This is a genomic window from Streptomyces sp. NBC_00086 (assembly GCF_026343255.1).
GTDB lineage: Bacteria > Actinomycetota > Actinomycetes > Streptomycetales > Streptomycetaceae > Streptomyces.
Genome location: NZ_JAPELZ010000001.1, coordinates 2,915,484 through 2,934,120 on the forward strand (window position 1 = coordinate 2,915,484; position 18,637 = coordinate 2,934,120).

General features: G+C 70.9%; 17 protein-coding genes. 9 read left to right on the top strand and 8 right to left on the bottom strand.

The genetic code is table 11. The features are described from left to right. Window positions 1-56: 56 nt before the first annotated feature. Complete coding sequence (locus OG276_RS12735; protein ID WP_266904950.1) at window positions 57-2,306, bottom strand: transglycosylase domain-containing protein; 2,250 nt, start codon at window positions 2,304-2,306, stop codon at window positions 57-59. 343 nt (window positions 2,307-2,649) lie between these two features. Between OG276_RS12735 and OG276_RS12740 the strand changes: the two genes are divergently transcribed. The 5 genes from OG276_RS12740 (at window position 2,650) to OG276_RS12760 (ending at window position 7,674) form a co-directional block, all read left to right on the top strand. Beyond that, window positions 2,650-3,561, top strand: a complete 912-nt coding sequence (locus OG276_RS12740; RefSeq protein WP_266904952.1) for an SPFH domain-containing protein — start codon at window positions 2,650-2,652, stop codon at window positions 3,559-3,561. Beyond that, complete coding sequence (locus OG276_RS12745) at window positions 3,558-3,854, top strand: hypothetical protein (protein WP_266904954.1); 297 nt, start codon at window positions 3,558-3,560, stop codon at window positions 3,852-3,854. Before OG276_RS12740 ends, OG276_RS12745 begins: the two co-directional genes overlap by 4 nt. A 183-nt stretch (window positions 3,855-4,037) precedes the next feature. After that, the gene (locus OG276_RS12750) at window positions 4,038-4,562 is read left to right on the top strand and encodes a PadR family transcriptional regulator (protein ID WP_254382732.1); all 525 of its coding nucleotides are present in this window, start codon (window positions 4,038-4,040) and stop codon (window positions 4,560-4,562) included. Next, window positions 4,559-5,245, top strand: coding sequence for an ABC transporter ATP-binding protein (locus tag OG276_RS12755; protein WP_266904959.1), 687 nt, complete (start codon window positions 4,559-4,561; stop codon window positions 5,243-5,245). Before OG276_RS12750 ends, OG276_RS12755 begins: the two co-directional genes overlap by 4 nt. Further along, on the top strand, window positions 5,242-7,674 hold the full coding sequence (locus OG276_RS12760; RefSeq protein ID WP_266904961.1) for an FtsX-like permease family protein: 2,433 nt from the start codon (window positions 5,242-5,244) through the stop codon (window positions 7,672-7,674). The genes OG276_RS12755 and OG276_RS12760 overlap by 4 nt, the downstream gene beginning before the upstream one ends. 47 nt (window positions 7,675-7,721) lie before the next feature. On the opposite strand, the gene OG276_RS12765 is transcribed toward OG276_RS12760, so the two are convergent. Continuing rightward, window positions 7,722-8,669, bottom strand: coding sequence for a hydrogen peroxide-inducible genes activator (locus OG276_RS12765; RefSeq protein WP_266904963.1), 948 nt, complete (start codon window positions 8,667-8,669; stop codon window positions 7,722-7,724). Window positions 8,670-8,803: 134 nt separating this feature from the next. On the opposite strand from OG276_RS12765, the gene OG276_RS12770 reads away from it, so the two are divergent. Together OG276_RS12770 and OG276_RS12775 are read left to right on the top strand one after the other, a co-directional pair. Continuing rightward, window positions 8,804-9,358 carry a peroxiredoxin gene (locus OG276_RS12770; protein ID WP_266904965.1) on the top strand — a complete coding sequence of 185 codons (555 nt, stop codon included), beginning with the start codon at window positions 8,804-8,806 and terminating at the stop codon, window positions 9,356-9,358. Window positions 9,359-9,361: 3 nt separating this feature from the next. After that, window positions 9,362-9,901 carry an alkyl hydroperoxide reductase gene (locus OG276_RS12775; RefSeq protein WP_266904967.1) on the top strand — a complete coding sequence of 180 codons (540 nt, stop codon included), beginning with the start codon at window positions 9,362-9,364 and terminating at the stop codon, window positions 9,899-9,901. Window positions 9,902-9,995: 94 nt separating this feature from the next. Here the strand turns inward: OG276_RS12775 and OG276_RS12780 are convergent, their stop codons facing one another. From OG276_RS12780 to OG276_RS12805, 6 genes are all read right to left on the bottom strand, one after another. Continuing rightward, a complete protein-coding gene (locus OG276_RS12780; RefSeq protein ID WP_266904969.1) occupies window positions 9,996-10,709 on the bottom strand; it encodes a hypothetical protein in 714 nt (237 codons plus the stop codon). A gap of 51 nt (window positions 10,710-10,760) precedes the next feature. Further along, window positions 10,761-11,531, bottom strand: coding sequence for a hypothetical protein (locus tag OG276_RS12785; protein ID WP_266904971.1), 771 nt, complete (start codon window positions 11,529-11,531; stop codon window positions 10,761-10,763). Further along, window positions 11,515-12,882 carry an AI-2E family transporter gene (locus OG276_RS12790; RefSeq protein ID WP_266904973.1) on the bottom strand — a complete coding sequence of 456 codons (1,368 nt, stop codon included), beginning with the start codon at window positions 12,880-12,882 and terminating at the stop codon, window positions 11,515-11,517. The genes OG276_RS12785 and OG276_RS12790 overlap by 17 nt, the downstream gene beginning before the upstream one ends. A gap of 147 nt (window positions 12,883-13,029) precedes the next feature. Beyond that, window positions 13,030-13,728 (bottom strand): transglycosylase SLT domain-containing protein, encoded by a 699-nt coding sequence (locus tag OG276_RS12795; RefSeq protein ID WP_266904975.1) that lies wholly within the window; start codon window positions 13,726-13,728, stop codon window positions 13,030-13,032. A gap of 436 nt (window positions 13,729-14,164) precedes the next feature. Then, complete coding sequence (locus OG276_RS12800) at window positions 14,165-15,481, bottom strand: PhoH family protein (protein ID WP_266904977.1); 1,317 nt, start codon at window positions 15,479-15,481, stop codon at window positions 14,165-14,167. A 426-nt stretch (window positions 15,482-15,907) separates the two neighbouring features. Continuing rightward, window positions 15,908-16,681, bottom strand: coding sequence for an isoprenyl transferase (locus OG276_RS12805; RefSeq protein ID WP_266904979.1), 774 nt, complete (start codon window positions 16,679-16,681; stop codon window positions 15,908-15,910). A 140-nt stretch (window positions 16,682-16,821) separates the two neighbouring features. Here OG276_RS12805 and mgrA point away from each other — a divergent pair, with 140 nt between their 5' ends. Beyond that, window positions 16,822-17,859 carry an L-glyceraldehyde 3-phosphate reductase gene (gene mgrA / locus OG276_RS12810; protein ID WP_266904981.1) on the top strand — a complete coding sequence of 346 codons (1,038 nt, stop codon included), beginning with the start codon at window positions 16,822-16,824 and terminating at the stop codon, window positions 17,857-17,859. Between the two features lie 327 nt (window positions 17,860-18,186). Continuing rightward, window positions 18,187-18,636 (top strand): DUF192 domain-containing protein, encoded by a 450-nt coding sequence (locus tag OG276_RS12815; protein ID WP_266904983.1) that lies wholly within the window; start codon window positions 18,187-18,189, stop codon window positions 18,634-18,636. Window position 18,637: the final 1 nt, after the last annotated feature.

Consider the following 18,637-nt stretch of genomic DNA (forward strand, 5'->3'; position numbering starts at 1 on the left):
ACCGCCCCGCGGCTTCGTGCCCGCGGGGCGGTGGTGCGTCCGGGTGGCTCCGCCGCCTACGGCTTCGGCAGCTGGGGGTCCGGTGGTGCCGGGGTCGACTTCGACGCGGTGGGCGTCGGCTTCGACGGCGTCGGGGTGGGGGTCGGCTTCGACGGCGTGGGGGTCGGAGTCGGCTTCGACGGCGTCGGGGTCGGGGTGGACGGCGTCCGGCTCGGGGGCGTCGGGGTGCTGCTCGCGGACGTGCTCGGCGTGCTCGACGGGGAGCTGCTGGAGCTCGGCGTCTGGACCTTGCCCATGTCCGCCTCCTCCAGGTCGAAGGAGTCCGTGTCCCCGCCCTTGAGCGCGTCGAGGGTGTACTGCTTCCAGATCGCGGCCGGGAAGCTGGAGCCGCCCGCACGTCCGCCGCCGGCGGTGCCGGTCAGGCTGGTCTGGGTGTGGGTGCCGGGCTCGTCTCCGAACATCGCGACGACGGTGACCAGTTCGGGGGTGAACCCGGTGAACCAGGCGGCCACGTTCTTCTCGGTGGTGCCGGTCTTGCCCGCGGCCTCGTAGGCCGAGCTCTTCACGGCCTGGCCGGAGCCGTCCTCGACGACGCCGGTGAGCACCTTGGTGACGGTGTCGGCGGTCTTGCGGCTGATCGCCTGGGAGCCGACGGCGCGGACCGGCTTGTACTCGCGGGTCGCGTGCTTGGCGGACTTGACGATGCTCGGCGTGACCTTCTTGCCGTGGTTGTCGAAGGTGGCGTAGACGCCGGCCATCTCCAGGGTGTCGGCGCTCATGGTGCCGAGCGACATGGCGGGCCGGTCCTCGGGCCAGCCCTCGCGGTCCTGCATGCCGAGTTCCAGGGCGGTCTGCTTCGCCTCCTTCGGCCCGACGTCCACGATCATCTGGGCGTACACGGAGTTCACCGAGGCGTTGGTGGCGGCCTGCACCGTCATCATCGGGTTGCCGTAGTCGCGGTCGTCCTGGTTCTGCGGGTTGAACGGGGTGTCGCTGCCGACCACGGGGCGCTTGCTGGTGCCGTCGTAGAGGGTGTTGGGCGTGATCGGCTTCCCGTCCTGCGTGCTCGCCTTGGTCTCCAGGGCGGAGGCGAGCACGACCGGCTTGAAGGTCGAGCCCGGCTGGAAGTCCTTGCGCAGGGCGTTGCTGGCCCACTGCTCGCTCTGCCCGGTGCCGCCGTACATCGCGACGATCATGCCGGTCTTCGGGTCCACGGAGGTGGCGCCCGCCTGCACGGCGGCGTCGACGGGGCGGCCCTTGCGGTCGAGCTTGGATTCCAGCTCGTCCTGGACGGCCTTCTCCAGCGCGGCCTGCTTCTTCGGGTCGATGGAGAGGGTGATCTCCCAGCCGCCGGCCTTGAGCTGGGCCTCCGTCATGCCGGTCTGCCGCTTGAGCTCCTCGTCGGCGGCCTGGATCAGGTAGCCCTTCTGGCCCTCCGATCCGGCGGCGGCCTTGGGCTTGATCGGCTCCTGGAACTTCATCTCCCGGCGCTTGGCCTGGTCCAGCTCGCCCATCTCGACCATGTTGTCGAGGACGCCGTTGAAGCGGATCATGACCAGATTCTTGCCGTTCGGGCCGGCGGTCGCCCAGTCGTACTGGCTGGGGGCCTGCAGGACGGCGGCGAGGTACGCGCCCTGCTCCAGGGTCAGCTTCTCGGCGTCGACCCCGTAGTAGGCCTGGGCCGCGGCCTGGATGCCGTAGGCGTTGCGGCCGTAGAAGTTGGTGTTCAGGTAACCCGCGAGGATCTGGGGCTTCTCCATCTCCTGGTCGACCTTGAGGGAGATGATCAGCTCCTTCAGCTTGCGGGTCGCCGTCTGGTCCTGCGTCAGGTAGAAGTTCTTGACGTACTGCTGGGTGATCGTCGAACCACCGGCCTTGCCCTTGCCGGTGACGGTGTTGAACAGGCCGCGGCCGATGCCCTTGAGGTCGATGCCCCGGTCGGTGTAGAAGGACTTGTTCTCGATCGCGATGAAGGCCGTCTGCACGTTCTTCGGGATCTTGTCGATCGACACGATCTGACGGTTCTTGGCGCCGACCCGGGCCATGACGCTGCCGTCGGAGAGCTTGTAGACGTTGTTCTGCGTCAGCGCCTCGGCGTTGGGGTCCGGCGGTTCCACGTAGAAGTAGAGGCCGACCAGGGCCGCCATGCCGAGCAGCATCGTCCCGAAGAAGGTGCCGAGCACCTTCTTCCAGGTGAAGAAGCGGCGTATGCCGGTCGGCTTCCCGCCCTTGCCCTTGCCGCGCCCGCGCGGCGCTCGTCGCGCACCGCGCTGCTGCTGCGCCCGTCGCGCTTCTGCTCGGCCCATCGCTCCCGCTCCGCTCGATAACCCCCCGACGTCAGCTCAGAAAGCTAACACCGGAGTCTGTGACAAAAACCGGCCAACCGATAGACAATTCAGGCAATTCGGACGTGACAATGAGCACCTGGCCCACCGGAACCGACGCAGCCGGAGCCCTTGAGGTTGCCGGACTCCGCACCACTTTCGCGCCACCCGCCGCGCGCCCGCCACCCACCCCCCTCCCGGCGCCCCCTCAGCACCCTCCCCCAACTCCCTTACGACTCCCACCCGACTCCCGCCGGGCCCAAAAAAGTGATATCACTTTGATAAGCGGCTCGACCGGCCGCGACCGAAGGGAACGGGGCAGACGATGACGAACACCACGGGCGGTACCGAGGCCGGCGTACGGGAGTTCCCCGCGCGGAGCGTGGGCGGCGGGCTCGCGCTGCTGCTCGGCCTTGCGGGTGTGGCGGCCGGGGCGGGCCTGGTCGCGCTCGGCGCGGTGTCCGGGAGCGACGGGGCCAAGGCGGGCCTGATCGCGGCGGGCGTCCTGCTGACCATCGCCGCCATCATCGCCATGAGCGGCCTGAACACGGTCGCGCCGGGCGAGGCCCGCGTGGTCCAGCTGTTCGGCCGCTACCGCGGCACCGTGCGCACCGACGGACTGCGCTGGGTCAACCCGCTGACCTCCCGCCGGCCCCTGTCCACCCGGGTCCGCAACCACGAGACGGCCGTCATGAAGGTCAACGACGCCTACGGCAACCCGATCGAGCTGGCGGCCGTGGTGGTGTGGCGGGTCGAGGACACCGCACGGGCCGTCTTCGAGGTCGAGGACTTCACCGAGTTCGTCGAGACCCAGACCGAGGCGGCCGTCCGGCACATCGCGATCGAGTACCCCTACGACGCCCACGAGGACGGCGGCCTGTCGCTGCGCGGCAATGCCGAGGAGATCACCGAGAAGCTCGCCGCCGAACTGTCCACCCGCGTCGAGGCGGCCGGCGTCCACATCATCGAGTCCCGCTTCACCCACCTCGCGTACGCCCCGGAGATCGCCTCCGCGATGCTCCAGCGGCAGCAGGCGGGGGCGATCGTCGCGGCGCGCAAGCAGATCGTCGAGGGCGCGGTCGGTATGGTCGAGCTCGCCCTGACCCGCCTCGCGGAGCAGGAGATCGTGGACCTCGACCCGGAACGGAAGGCGGCGATGGTGTCCAACCTGATGGTGGTCCTGTGCGGCGACCGCGCGGCCCAGCCGGTCATCAACACGGGCACCCTCTACCAGTGATCCCCGACGACGGCACGGACTCCCCCGCCGGCCGGGCCTCCGCCGGCCCGGCCGGCGGGGAACCCTCGGCGCCCCCCAAGGCGGCCGGGCGGCAGGCCCGCAAGCAAGTGCTGCTGCGGCTCGACCCGCAGGTGCACGACGCGCTCGCGCGGTGGGCGGGGGAGGAACTGCGCAGCGCCAACGCCCAGATCGAGTTCCTGCTCCGCCGCGCCCTGGCCGAAGCCGGCCGGCTCCCCGGCGGGGCGGGCCCGATCCCGCCCCGGGGCCGCCCCCGCACCTCTCCGGATTCCTGAGCCGAGCGTCCGCCGCCGGCACCGAAACGGCCACCGCCCCTCGCGGTGGCCGTTTCGCGTTCCCGCCCGGAGCCGCGCCCCATGCACCCTCACCCCCCTTCCGAATCAACGCAAAGCACCCCAAGATCACCTCTGCACTGTGTGTATACATCGAGCGTATACACCGCGTGTATAGTCCTCGGCATGTCCATCAGTCACGCACTCCTCGGCCTCCTGGAGGCCGGTCCCCGGCACGGTTACGACCTCAAGCGGACCTTCGACGAGAGATTCGGCCACGACCGTCCCCTCGCCTACGGGCAGGTCTACTCGACCATGTCCCGGCTGCTGAAGAACGGTCTGGTCGAGGTCGACGGGGTGGAGAGCGGCGGCGGCCCCGAGCGCAAGCGGTACGCGATCACCGATGCCGGCATCACCGACGTCGAGGGCTGGCTCGCCCAGCCGGAGAAGCCCGAGCCGTACCTCCAGTCGACCCTCTACACCAAGGTCGTCCTCGCCCTCCTCACCGGCCGCAGCGCCCAGGAGCTGCTGGACACCCAGCGCGCCGAGCACCTGCGCCTGATGCGCATCCTCACCCAGCGCAAGCGCAAGGGGGACCTCGCCGACCAGCTGGTCTGCGACCACGCCCTGTTCCACCTCGAAGCCGACCTGCGGTGGCTCGAACTCACCGCCGCCCGCCTCGACCAGCTCGCCCAGGAGATACGACGATGACCCCGGCCGGCACGCTGCTCAGCGCCACGGACCTCCGCAAGACCTACGGCACCACCCACGCCCTGGACGGCGCCGGGTTCTCCATCCACGCCGGCGAGGTCGTCGCCATCATGGGCCCCTCCGGGTCCGGCAAGTCGACCCTGCTGCACTGCCTCGCGGGGATCGTCACCCCCGACTCCGGGACCATCACCTACGCCGGACGCGAGCTCTCCGCGATGAACGACGCAGAGCGCAGCGCCCTGCGCCGCGGCGAGTTCGGCTTCGTCTTCCAGTTCGGCCAGCTCGTCCCCGAGCTCACCTGCGTCGAGAACGTCGCCCTGCCGCTCCGCCTCACCGGCGTCAAGCGCAAGCAGGCCGAGCGGACCGCCCTGGAATGGATGGAGCGGCTCCAGGTCGACGACCTCGGCCGCAAGCGCCCCGGCGAGGTCTCCGGCGGCCAGGGCCAGCGCGTCGCCGTCGCCCGCGCCCTCGTCACCAACCCCCGGCTGATCTTCGCCGACGAGCCCACCGGCGCCCTCGACTCCCTCAACGGCGAGCTCGTCATGCAGCTGCTCACCGAGGCCGCCCGCTCCACGAACGCCGCCGTCGTCCTCGTCACGCACGAGACCCGCGTGGCCGCGTACTCCGACCGCGAGATCGTCGTGCGCGACGGCAAGTCCCGCGACATGGAGCGCGCGGTATGAGTCACGGGACCCACACCAAGCACACCGAGCACAGCAGGCAGGGCGGGCACGCCGGCCCCGGCAGCCCGGTCGGCCCGGGCGAGCAGAGCGCGCTCGCCGTCTGGCTGCAAGACCTCGCCCTCGGCGCCCGCTTCGCCTTCGGCGGCGGCCGCGAGGGCTGGACCCGCACCCTCCTGACCGGCGTCGGCGTCGGCCTCGGCGTGGCCCTGCTGCTCGTCACCAGCGCGATCCCCAGCGCCCTGGCGGCCCGCGACGCGCGCGGCGAAGCACGCCAGACGTCCGGCGCACCCCAGATCCGGGAGGCCGGCCGCGACACCCTGCTGATCGTGGACGCGGACCAGTCGTACCACGGTTACGGGGTCGACGGGCGGCTCGTACAGCCCGAGGGGCCGGACGCCCCGCTGCCGCCCGGCCTGAAGAAGTTCCCCGGCCCCGGCGAACTGGCCGTCTCCCCCGCCCTCGACAAGCTGATGAAGACCGGCGAGGGCGAACTGCTGCGCGACCGCCTCGACGGGAAGATCGTCGCGACCATCGGCGACGCGGGCCTGGTGGGCCCCGGCGACCTCTACTTCTACGCGGGCAGCGACAAGCTCGCCGAACTCCAGAAGGCCGCGCCCAGCTCCGTCAAGCGGGTCACCGCCTTCGAGATCGCCGTCCAGGAGGAGGCGCTGGACCCCGTCCTCACCCTCCTCGTGGTGCTGACGTTCGTCGCCCTGCTGATGCCCGTCGGCGTGTTCATCGCCGCCGCGGTGCGCTTCGGCGGCGACCGGCGCGACCGCCGGCTCGCGGCGCTGCGCCTGGTGGGCGCCGACGGCCGGATGGTCCGCCGGATCGCCGCGGGCGAGGCCATGGGCGGCTCGCTGATCGGCCTGGTGCTGGGCACCGGCTTCTTCCTGGCCGCCCGGCAGCTCGCCCCGGCCATGAACCTCCAGCAGCGCAGCGTCTTCGCCGCCGACCTCAACCCGACCCCCTGGCTGGCCGCGCTCGTCGCGATCGCGGTACCCGGCGCGGCCGTCGTCGTGACCTTGTTCGCCCTGCGCGGCGTGGTCATCGAGCCGCTCGGCGTGGTCCGTACGACGACCCCGCGGCGGCGCCGCGTCTGGTGGCGGCTGCTGCTCCCGCTCGCCGGAATCGGCCTGCTGGCCCCGATGATGGGCCGCGGCAACGACGGCGGACAGTTCAACCAGTGGCAGGTCTCCGGTGGCGTGGTCCTGCTCCTCGCCGGCATCACCGTGCTGCTCCCCTGGGTGCTGGAACGGGTCGTCGGCGGCATCGGCGGCGCGGGCCCGGTCTCCTGGCAGCTCGCCTCCCGCCGGCTCCAGCTCACCAGCGGCAGCGCCGCCCGGCTGGTCAACGGCATCGCGGTGGCGGTCGCCGGAGCCATCGCCCTGCAGATGCTCTTCGCCGGCACCGAGGCCTCGTACACCCGGGAGACCGGCCAGGACCCGACCCGGGCCTCGCTCTCCATCCTCATGCGCTCCTCCGAGGGCGTGGAGGCCGTCGGCCGAAAGCTGGCCGGGGCCGAGGGCGTCACCCAGGCCGTCGCCCTGACCTCGACCCAGGCCGCGCGCACCGCGGGCATGTCCTACGAGGACAAGTCCATCTCCCTGACGATCGGCACCTGCGCCGCCCTCAGGGAAGTGGGCAACCTGCCCTCCTGCAAGGACGGCGACGCCTTCGTCCTCACCGGCGGCGCCGACTCCGGCGGCATGGACGGCGACACCGCCCGGCCGGGCGAGAAGCTGTTCGCGGGAAACGTCTACGACGGCGAGGGCGCCCCGCCCACCCCCTGGACGGTGCCCGCCGACGCGAAGACCGCACCGGCCCGCAAGGACCCGAACGGCACGCTGCGCAACGGCCTGCTCGTCACCCCGGCCGCGGCCCCGAAGGCGCTCGGTGACTTCCACACCTCGCAGGTGTACGTGAAGCTGGACCCGAAGCAGCCCGACGCCCTGGAGCTGGCCCGCACGGCGGCCTTCAAGGCCGATCCGCTGGCCGTCGCCATGACCATGCAGGCCGTCGAGACCGCGAAGCGGTACTCCTCCATCCGCACGGGCCTCTTCGTCGGCTCCACCTGCGTCCTGATGCTGATCGGCGCCAGCCTGCTGGTCTCCCAGCTGGAGCAGCTGCGCGAGCGCAAGAAGCTGCTGTCGGCGCTGGTCGCCTTCGGTACGAAGCGCTCCACGCTGAGCATGTCGGTGTTCTGGCAGACCGCCCTGCCGATCGGCCTGGGCCTGGCCCTGGCCACGGTGGTCGGAGTCGCCCTCGGCGTGGTGCTGATGCAGATGGCGGCCGTCACCCTCCGGATCGACTGGACCTCGATCCTGTCGATGATCGGCATCGGCGGCGGCGTGTCCGTCCTGGTGACCCTGCTCAGCCTGCCGCCGCTGCTGCGCCTGATGCGCCCGGACGGGCTGCGCACGGAGTAACCCGGGCCGCGCACGCAGCCCCGTACGCCCGCTCCTTCCGTCTCGGCCTAGTCGGTCAGCCAGACGGGGAGCGGGCGTACGGCTTCGCGCAGGGCGTCGGCGACGGCGCGGAACTCCTCTTCGCGGGCCGTTCCCGTCCGCATGGCCAGCGCGATCCGCCGGGAGGGCGCCGGTTCGGCGAAGTACCCGGTGGCCAGGAGCTCGTTGCGGGCGGTCTCCAGGCGCAGCGCGGTGCGCGGCAGCAGCGTGACGCCGAGCCCCCCGGCGACCAGTTGTACGAGGGTGGACAGCCCGGCGGCGGTCGTGGTGACGTCCGCGCCGGCGACGCGTCCCGCGTCGTGGCAGATGTCGAGGGCCTGGTCGCGCAGGCAGTGCCCTTCGTCGAGGAGGAGCAGCCGCAGGCCGCGCAGTTCCTCGCGCGGGATGTCCTTGCGGCCGGCGAGCGGGTGATCGCGCGGCGCGAGCAGGACGAAGTCCTCGTCGAAGAGCGGCAGTTCGGTGACGCCGGGCACCCCGAGCGGTACGGCGAGCAGCAGCAAGTCGAGCCGCCCGCCGGCCAGCCCCTCCAGCAGCGAGGCCGTCTGCTCCTCGTGCACCTGGAGGTCGAGCCGCGGGTAGCGCCGGTGGAAGAGCCCGAGCACCGTCGGCAGCAGGTACGGGGCCACGGTGGGGATCACCCCGAACCGCAGGGCCCCCGTGAAGGGGGCCCGTACCGCCTCGGCCTCCTCCAGCAGCCCGCCCATCGCGTCGAGCACGGCCCGCGCCCGGACCGCGATCCGCTCCCCGGCGGGCGTGAGCAGCACCTTGCGCGTGGTCCGCTCCAGCAGCCGCACCCCGAGCGCCTCCTCCAGCGCGGACACGGCCCCGGAGAGCGCGGGCTGGCTCATCCCGATCGCGGCGGCCGCGTCCCGGAAGTGCAACTGCTCGGCGACGACGGCGAAGACCCGCAGCTGGGCGAGCGTCGCCTGTTTCGGTCCTCTATGACCCACAGCCATTGATAGGCACCTCCGATCACTGGGCACCAGGCTAGCTATTTCCGCAATCAATGCGGCTGTGTCAGCATGTGAGATACGTCCAACCCCCCGGAAAGCCCCCAAAAGGGTCACTTTCCTTTGCGCAAGGAGAGCACGTGCTCACTGTCGGCGACCAGTTCCCCACCTACGACCTGACCGCTTGCGTCTCGCTGGAGGCCGGAGCCGAGTTCGCGCAGATCGACCACAAGACCTACGAGGGCAAGTGGAAGATCATGTTCTCCTGGCCGCTCGACTTCACCTTCGTGTGCCCGACGGAGATCGCCGCCTTCGGCAAGCTGAACGACGAGTTCGCCGACCGTGACGCCCAGATCCTCGGCTTCTCGCTCGACTCCGAGTACGTGCACCACGCCTGGCGCAAGGACCACGCCGACCTGCGCGACCTGCCCTTCCCGATGATGTCCGACATCAAGCGCGAGCTCTGCGCCGACCTCGGCATCCTCGGCCAGGACGGTCTCCCGATGCGCGCCGTCTTCATCGTGGACCCGAACAACGAGATCCAGTTCTCCATGGTGACCGCCGGTTCCGTCGGCCGGAACCCCAAGGAGGTCCTGCGGGTCCTCGACGCCCTGCAGACCGACGAGCTGTGCCCCTGCAACTGGAACAAGGGCGAGAGCACCATCGACGCCGGCGCGCTGCTGGCCGGTGAGTGAGCGATGTCCCTCGACTCCCTCAAGTCCGCCCTGCCGGACTTCGCCAAGGACCTGAAGCTGAACCTCGGTTCGGTCATCGGCAATCAGGACTCCCTGACGCAGCAGCAGCTGTGGGGCACCGTCCTGTCCTGCGCCATCGCCGCGCGCTCCCCGCGCGTCCTGCGTGAGCTGGAGCCGGAGGCCAAGGCAGCCCTGTCGCCGGAGGCCTACACCGCCGCCAAGGCGGCCGCCGCGATCATGGCGATGAACAACGTCTTCTACCGCACCCGCCACCTGCTCTCCGACCCGGAGTACGGCACCCTGCGCGCGGGCCTGCGGATGAACGTCATCGGCAACCCCGGCGTGGACAAGGTCGACTTCGAGCTGTGGTCGCTCGCCGTCTCCGCCGTCAACGGCTGCGGCCAGTGCCTGGACTCGCACGAGCAGGTCCTGCGCAAGGCCGGCGTGGACCGCGAGACGGTCCAGGAGGCCTTCAAGATCGCCTCGGTGATCCAGGCCGTCGCCGTCACCCTCGACGCCGAGGCCGCCCTCGCCGGCGAGTGACACCCCGCCCGCAGCAAAGGGCCCCCGCAGCCGCTCCCGGCCGCGGGGGCCCTTTCGCACTCCGTGGGGACCGTGCGGCGATGGCGGGCGGGACCTACCGGCGCAGCTTCGCCATCAGCGCCCGCACGTCCTCGATCATCGCCCCGTCGATCGCGTCCTCGTCCACGGACTCCTGCTCCCCCGCGGAGGTCGCGAACCACTCCACGGTCAGCGTGAAGACGGCCCCGCCGTCCAGCACCGTCAGCCGGTCCCCGCCGCTCCCGTAATACCGGTCGAGCATCGCCCGGTCGCCCAGACCCGGCACCTCGCGGCGCTGCTCGGGGTCGATCCGCAACCCGGTGATTCCCAGCGGCCCGGTGCCGAACTCCGGTCCCGGATCGGTCTTCTTGTGCAGCTCGACCAGGACTTGGGCCTGGTACGAGAGGCGCTCCTGCGCGTTCTTCAGGCGGACGGCGCAGTGCGCCCAGTCCTGCGCGCCGCTGCGGCCCTCGCTCGCGTCGCTGCTGTCGGCGTCTTTGGGCGTCCGGTCGATGGTCTTGCCCAGCACCTGGAGCGAGACCTCCCGGCACAGGTTCTCGGCGTGCCGGTAGTCGATGCGCGGGGTATCGGCGAAACGGTCCTGCGCGGCCAGGGTGCCCGCCCACACCGCCGAGGCGGCCACCACTCCACCCAGCGCCCACAGCCACGGAGTCCGCGGACCCCGTCCATGCCCGCGTTCGGGTTCGCGTTCGCGCGGAAGGTGCTCCGCAGCCCCCTCCGCCCCGCTCGCCGTGTCCCAGTCCCCGTCGGTCTCAGGCTCGCCGATCATCCCCGTGTCCCCCCGTCCCCCGCACCCCTGCGGCTGCGGCGCGCACCGCGCCTACCTGCGCAACGCCTTCATCAGGCCGTGCATGTCGTCGATCATCGCAGCCTGGACCGCGTCGGAATCGGGCTTCGGCGGATCTTTCGGGGGCCCGGAGCCGGCGATCGGATTGCCGTCGCCGTCGACCTCGTCCCCGCCGAACGCCCACACCGTCACGTTCATGGTGAACACCGCGCCCCCGTCGAGGACGGTCAGCCGCCACGACTGCTCGTACCCCATCTCCCAGATGAGCGCCCGCTCCCCGAGCCCCGGCACCGAGTGCGGGTCCGAGCGGCTCATGCCGATCCAGCCCGCGGGCTCGGGATCCGCGCCGAACTCCGGCGCGGGGTCGGTCCGTTTGTGCAGGGTCATCGAGGTCTGGACCTCGTACGACAGCTGCAGCCCGGGGCTCTCCGAGGGGTCGTTCGAGGTGCTCAGCTGGCAGTACGCCTGGTCCACGGCCGGATGCTCGAACCGTCTCGGGGTGGACTGCCACCGGACCTCGCTCAGCCGGGCCAGCGCGGGCAGCTTCGCCTCGTCGCACAGGCTCGCGGGCAGCCCGTACCGCAGCGGCGGGCGGTCGTCGTGCGGGGTCGCGCCCCACCAGGCGCCCGCCCACAGCGTGGAGGCGATCAGGGCTCCGCCCAGCGCCCACCGCCAGGGGCGGCGGCGGCCGGGAGGCGGGGACCCCTCGTAGCGCTCCGGTCCCTGCGGCCCTTCCGGCTCTTGCGGGCCGTACGGCCCCGGTATGCCGGATGAGCCGCCGTCGAACTCAGGCTCCGTTATCACCCGTACGGGCCTCCTCCGCCTCGGCTGCCGTCTGGCCCAGGGCCGTCGCACCGTGCGGCCCGGGGCCGACCGGGGAGAGCCCGTGGTGAAGCTGTTCGCGGGAGTAGGCCCGCAGGTACCCGACCACGGTGTTGGTGACGGCGACCAGCGGCACGGCGACGACCGCTCCACCGATGCCGGCGACCAGGCCGCCGGCCGCCACCGAGAGCACCACCGCGAGCGGGTGGACCCGTACCGCCCGGCCCAGGATGAAGGGCTGGAGCACGTGGCCCTCGATCTGCTGCACGGCCAGGACCACCAGCAGCACCATCGCCGCGGTGAACGGCCCCTGGGTCACCAGGGCCACGACCACGGCGAGGGCGCCGGAGATCACGGCGCCGACGAGCGGGATGAAGGCGAACAGGAAGATGAAGACGGCGAGCGGCACGGCCATCGTCACGTCGAGGAAGTACAGCCCGAGGCCGATGAACACGGCGTCGATGAGGGCCACGAGCACCGTGCCGCGCACATACGCGGTCAGCGTGCGCCAGGCGCGCGGACCGGCGCCGGCTACGCCCGGGCGGGCCGCGGCGGGGAGCAGGTTCGTGCTCCAGACCCAGATGCGCTTGCCGTCGTAGAGCAGGAAGAGCGTGGAGAACATCGCGAGCAGCATGCCCGTCAGCACTTCGACGAGGACCGTGACGCCTTGCAGGCCGGCGGAGGTGATCTGCTCGGTGTTGGTGCCGATGGTCTCGCTGAGGTTCTTGGCGATGTCGTTGATCTGCTTCTCGGTCACGTGGAACGGACTGTCCAGTGCCCAGAGTTTGAGTTCGTTGATGCCCTCGCGCAGCCGCTCGGAGAGCTGGTCGAGGTTGTCCATGACCTGCCAGACCACGAACCAGCCGACCAGCCCGATGACCACGAACCCGAGGACCGCGGTGACGGCCGTGGCCAGTCCCCGGGGCATGCCGAGCCGGCGCAGCCGGACCACGAAGGGCTGGAGCAGCGCGGTCACCAGGAGGGCGGCGGCGAAGGCCAGCACGACCAGGCGGACTTCGCTGATCACCTTCATCAGGACCCAGAGCATCCCGGCGAGCAGCAGCAGCCGCCAGCTCGCCTCGGCGGCGACGCGCATGCCCCACGGGATGACGGACACGGGGTCGGGGCGCACGGGGGTGGCGTAGCCGCCGTGTCCGGCACCGGAGTACACCGACGGCGGGGAGGGCGGGGAGACGGGGGCGGTGGAGGCCTGGACCGCGGACGGCCCGTCGTCGGAGGTTTCGGCCTCGACCTCGGCGCGCCGCTCCGCGAGCCGGGCCTCGACACGGCTCAGCCTCTTGCCGAGCACGCCGAGCCAGCCTGTCTTCGCCATGTCGTTCCCTTCCCCCGCCTGGATCCGCGTGCCGGGGCACACCTCGAAAGACCGTACACGCGAGGAGCCCCGCACCGTAGGACGATGCGGGGCTCTTCGGGGTTGAGGCGCGCGGGCGCGCTCTCGTCCCGGGGTCTGCCGGTGTGACTAGTACCAGTGGTTGGCCTGGTGGAAGCTCCAGGCTCCGCACGGGCTGCCGTAGCGGGAGTTCATGTAGTTCAGACCCCACTCGATCTGCGTGGCGGGGTTGGTGCGCCAGTCGGCGCCCGCCGAGGCCATCTTCGAGCCGGGCAGGGCCTGGACGAGGCCGTAGGCGCCCGAGGACTTGTTCACGGCCAGGTAGTTCCAGGTGGATTCCCGGTTGATGATGTTGGAGAAGCACTGGAACTGCCCCGCCGGGACCATCTGCTGGGCGATCGCCTTGACCTGGGCGACCGTGTACGAGGCCTGGGGTGCGAACGAGGATCCGTCGCGGGAGGCGGAACGGCTGGCAGCCTGCTCCTTCTCCTCACGCTCCTTCTTCGCCTTGGCGTCCGCGGCCTTCTGCGCCTCGGCCTTCTTCGCCTTGGCGTCCTGGGCGGCCTGGATGCGGGCCGCTTCCTCCACCGAGCGCTTGGCGTCGGAGTCGGCGGCGTGGGCGATGGAGTCGGCCTGCTGCGTCAGGGACGCGTTCTGGACCTGTGCCTGCTCGCCGAGCGGGATGTCCGTGAGGAGGGTCACCCCGGACGCGGTCGTCTCGAGATCGTTCGCGACGGGGTCGCCGGTGGCAACACCCACGACTGCGCCGACGGTGGTGACGGCGGTGGCCGAAGCCACGGCGAATCCCCGAACCGAGATCCGGCTCACACGGTTTCCTTCCAGCAGCGTCCGCAGTGACCGAGCGGGCGCAATAGTGCCCTCGACACTGGCCTCCGTGGTGGTTCGGTCACTGGAGGCGCGGGCCCGTGGGCAACTCCCTTGCGGGAGTGCCGCGTGATGCTCCGGGCGGCATACGGCGATCGATTGTGGAGTTAGCGGTACTGCGCGCATCTCACGGGAGATACAGGTGTGCCGTATGCGGGGCCTGACGGAAAACAGACTCTGCCGGACCTCGACGCCACAGGGCAATTCTCCGTTGCGTGGGAAAGGTCACACCTGGCATGTCGCCCCTGGTTTCGACAAACCCCTGTGCGTGAAGGCGCCGCCCGGCTAGGCTCTCTGGCCTTTGCCGGGCGGCGCCAACTCACCTTCCCGCTATGGGCGTTTTACCTGCTTTGCGGCCCGTGCGGGCCGGCCGGGGGCCCTACAGGTTCTCCAGCATTTCGGTGACCAGCGCGGCGATCGGGGAACGCTCCGAACGGGTCAGCGTGACGTGCGCGAAGAGCGGATGCCCCTTCAGTTTCTCGACCACGGCGACGACTCCGTCGTACCGGCCGACCCTCAGGTTGTCCCGCTGGGCCACGTCATGGGTGAGGACCACCCGCGAATTGGCCCCGATACGGGACAGAACGGTCAGCAGGACATTGCGCTCCAGCGACTGCGCCTCGTCCACGATCACGAACGCGTCGTGCAGCGAGCGGCCGCGGATGTGCGTGAGCGGCAGGACCTCCAGCATCCCGCGGTTGAGCACCTCCTCGATGACCGCGCGCCCGGCGACCGCCGAGAGGGTGTCGAACACCGCCTGGGCCCACGGGCTCATCTTCTCGTTGGCGTCGCCGGGGAGGTAGCCGAGGTCCTGGCCGCCGACCGCGTACAGCGGCCGGAAGACCATCACCTTCTGGTGCTGCCTGCGCTCCAGTACGGCCTCCAGCCCCGCGCACAGCGCCAGGGCCGACTTTCCGGTGCCGGCCCGGCCGCCCATCGAGATGATCCCGATCTCGGGGTCGAGCAGGAGGTCGAGCGCGATCCGCTGCTCGGCGCTGCGGCCGTGCAGCCCGAAGGCCTCGCGGTCGCCCCGCACGAGCTTCACGTTGCCGTCGGCCGTGACCCGGCCGAGGGCCTTGCCGCGCTCGGACTGGAGGACCAGCCCGGTGTGCACGGGAAGTTCCGCGGCCTCCGGTACGTAGAGCCGCTCCTCGGAGAAGAGGAGGTCCACCTGCTCCCCGGAGAGTGCCAGCTCGCTCATGCCGGTCCAGCCGGCATCGGTGATCGCGAGCTCCGCGCGGTACTCCTCGGCGATCAGCCCCACGGAGGAGGCCTTGATGCGCAGGGGGAGATCCTTCGAGACGACCGTGACGTCGTAGCCCTCGGCCTGGAGGTTGCGTGCGACCGCGAGGATCCGCGAATCGTTGTCCCCCAGCCTGAAACCGGCGGGCAGGACGCTCTGATCGGAGTGGTTGAGCTCGACGCGCAGGGTGCCGCCCAGATCGCCCAGCGGGATGGGTGCGTCGAGGCGTCCGTAGCGAACCCGGAAGTCGTCGAGCAGGCGCAGGGCCTGGCGGGCGAAGTAGCCGAGTTCGGGATGGTGCCTCTTTGCCTCCAGCTCGGTGATCACCACGATCGGGAGCACTACCTCGTGCTCGTCGAACCGGGAGATCGCGTTGGGGTCTGCCAGCAGGACGCTGGTGTCGAGGACGTAGGTCCGCCTGTCGGGCAGGCGGCTCTTTGTGCTGGTCACCACGGAAGGACGTACCCCCTCGGAAGAGGTCGGGCCATGAAGACCGGACCGGTCATCGGCACCCCTGCGCGGGCCGACTTCCGGCCCTCCACTCCGTCCGTGCGAACCGCACGTGCGTCCTGGTGCAAAGGGCCTCCCGGGCGGACGACCCCATGCCGTCCGCTGAGACTCGACACCCGTGGATCGGGCGTCGACCTGCAAGGGATATTCCCCGAATGGGTCCAGCCATGCCATGGCATATGACGGACGCTCGGTGAATCCCTGGTGAAGGCCTCGCGCGGAGGGTTCCCGGGGGCGGGAAGGGCGTACGGGAACACGGGTACGGCGCGCCACGGAGGAGTCCGGGCGCGCCGTGAGGTGGCTGTGAGATGCCGGGGGCACATTAGAGACCCGCAGGTCAGGTGCCGTACGGACACCCTGCCGGGCGGATCAGGTGCCGTAGCGCCGGTGGCGGGCGGCGTAGTCGCGCAGGGCGCGCAGGAAGTCGACCTTGCGGAAAGCCGGCCAGAAGACTTCGCAGAAGTAGTACTCGGAGTGCGCGCTCTGCCACAGCATGAATCCGGACAGCCGCTGCTCTCCGCTGGTGCGGATCACCAGGTCCGGGTCGGGCTGGCCGCGCGTGTAGAGGTGCTCCGCGATGTGCTCGATGTCGAGGATCTCGGCGAGCTCCTCGAAGGAGGTGCCCTTCGAGGCGTGCTCCAGCAGGAGCGAGCGGACCGCGTCGGCGATCTCCTGGCGGCCGCCGTAGCCGACCGCGACGTTGACGAGTATCCCGTCGACGTTGCGGGTGGCCTCCATGGCCTCCTTCAGGACGCTCTGGGTCCCGGCGGGCAGGATGTCGAGGTTGCCGACGTGGTGGACGCGCCAGCGGCCGTCGGCGGCGAGGCCCCGGACGGTGTTCTCGATGATGTTGAGCAGCGGGCGGAGCTCGACCTCGGGCCGGTCCAGGTTGTCCGTGGAGAGCATCCACAGGGTGACGACCTCGACGTCCGTCTCGGTGCACCAGCCCAGCATCTCGGAGATCTTGTCGGCGCCGGCCTGGTGGCCCTGCACCGTCGTGCCTCCGGACGCCTTCGCCCAGCGCCGGTTCCCGTCCAGGATCACGCCGATGTGCTTGGGCGTCTCGTCATGGTCGATGCGGCCTTCCACCCGGCGTGCGTAGAGCCTGTACACAGGACGGCGTACCAGGTCGCGCAGCTTCACGATCTTCCAGCCCCTCCGAGCGATACCCCCGTGCGGAATGCGATGGTCCCCCCAAGTCCGCCACAGACCGCCACATTACTGCGGAGAGGGATCCGGCACCCAACTCGGTCCTGTCACAAGTCCGTGATAGGGAGGACAACGTGACTGAAAACAATCCCTATCGGGCAGAGCCCTCGCGCTACGACTCCATGGAGTACCGGCGCACCGGCCGCAGCGGCCTCAAGCTCCCCGCGATCTCCCTCGGCCTCTGGCACAACTTCGGCGACGACGCGTCCCTGGTGTCCCAGCGGGCGATCCTGCGCCGGGCCTTCGACCTCGGCGTCACCCACTTCGACCTGGCGAACAACTACGGCCCGCCCCCCGGCTCGGCCGAGCTCAACTTCGGCAAGATCTTCGCGCAGGACTTCGCGTCCCACCGCGAGGAGCTGGTCCTCTCCACCAAGGCCGGCTACCTCATGCACGAGGGCCCGTACGGCGAATGGGGCAGCCGCAAGTACCTGCTCGGCTCGCTGGACGCCTCGCTGAAGCGGATGGGCGTCGACTACGTCGACATCTTCTACTCGCACCGCTTCGACCCGGAGACCCCGCTGGAGGAGACCATGGGCGCACTGGCGTCCGCGGTCCAGCAGGGCAAGGCGCTCTACGTGGGCGTGTCCTCGTACACCGCGGAGCAGACGGCGGAGGCGGCGCGGCTGCTGAAGGAGATGGGGATCCGTCCCCTCATCCACCAGCCCTCGTACTCCATGATCAACCGCTGGACGGAGGACGACGGCCTGCTGGACACCCTGGAGGAGGCCGGCATGGGCTGCATCTCCTTCGTGCCGCTCGCGCAGGGGCTGCTTACGGGCAAGTACCTCAAGGGCATTCCTGAGGGCTCGCGGGCCACCCAGGGCAAGTCCCTCAACCCGGACCTGCTGTCGGACGAGGTCGTGCGCCGGCTGAACGGGCTGAACGAGATCGCGGCGCGGCGCGGGCAGACGCTGGCTCAGCTCGCGCTGAACTGGGTGCTGCGGGACGAGCGGATGACCTCGGCGCTGATCGGCGCGTCGAGCGTCAAGCAGCTCGAAGAAAACGTGGCTTCCCTGTCCGGCGCACCGCTCTCGGAGCAGGAGTTGAAGGAGATCGATTCCTTCGCGGTCTCCACCCCCGGCGCCAACATTTGGGCCCAGCGGGGCTGACCTGCGCCTTTGCCCGGCGCTGCTCCGGCAGTGCACGGAGACAAAAAACGGGCCGGTCCGTGGGGGGGGATACGGACCGGCCCGAGGGGGGGTTCCACCATAACCCTTCGTAAAGCCTGCTGCGTGCATCACCGCGACACGATTACGCTCCGGAGCCGTCCGGGAGCACTCCGCAGAGCCGGAACACCCCCACAACCCTTGCGGCGCCCGGCCTGAGCCCGTACGGACCAACCCGCGGGCTTCCCTCCCCAGGGGGACCCCGTCGGGTGCGCCGCCTTGACGCCGAAGCCCGGGTCGGGAAGCGGATCCGGCCCTAGGGTGGCCCCCATGGGGAAGAGGGAGCGGTGGCGTGACGGCGGGGGCACGCTCTACGTCGACCGGGGGGCGGCGCCGGGAATGCCCGCGGGGCACGCGGAGCCGCCGGAGGGGCCACCGGAGCCCCTGGAGGGGCTCCTGGGGGTGCCCGTGGAGGTGCCCGTGGAGGTGGCCGCCTCCTACCGGGCCCGCACGCGCGGCCTGCTCGGGCGGGACGGCATCGAGGGCGCGATGCTCCTGACCCCCGCGTCGAGCGTGCACACCTTCCGGATGCGCTTCCCCATCGACGTGGCCCACCTCGACCGCAGGCTCACGGTCATCGCGCTGACCACCATGGCCCCCGGCCGGCTCGGCCTCCCCCGGCTGCGCGCCCGTCACGTCCTGGAGGCCGAGGCCGGCGCCATGGCCGCCTGGGGCCTGCGCGTCGGCTCCCCGCTCCGGGTCCGTCTCACCACGCGCTAGG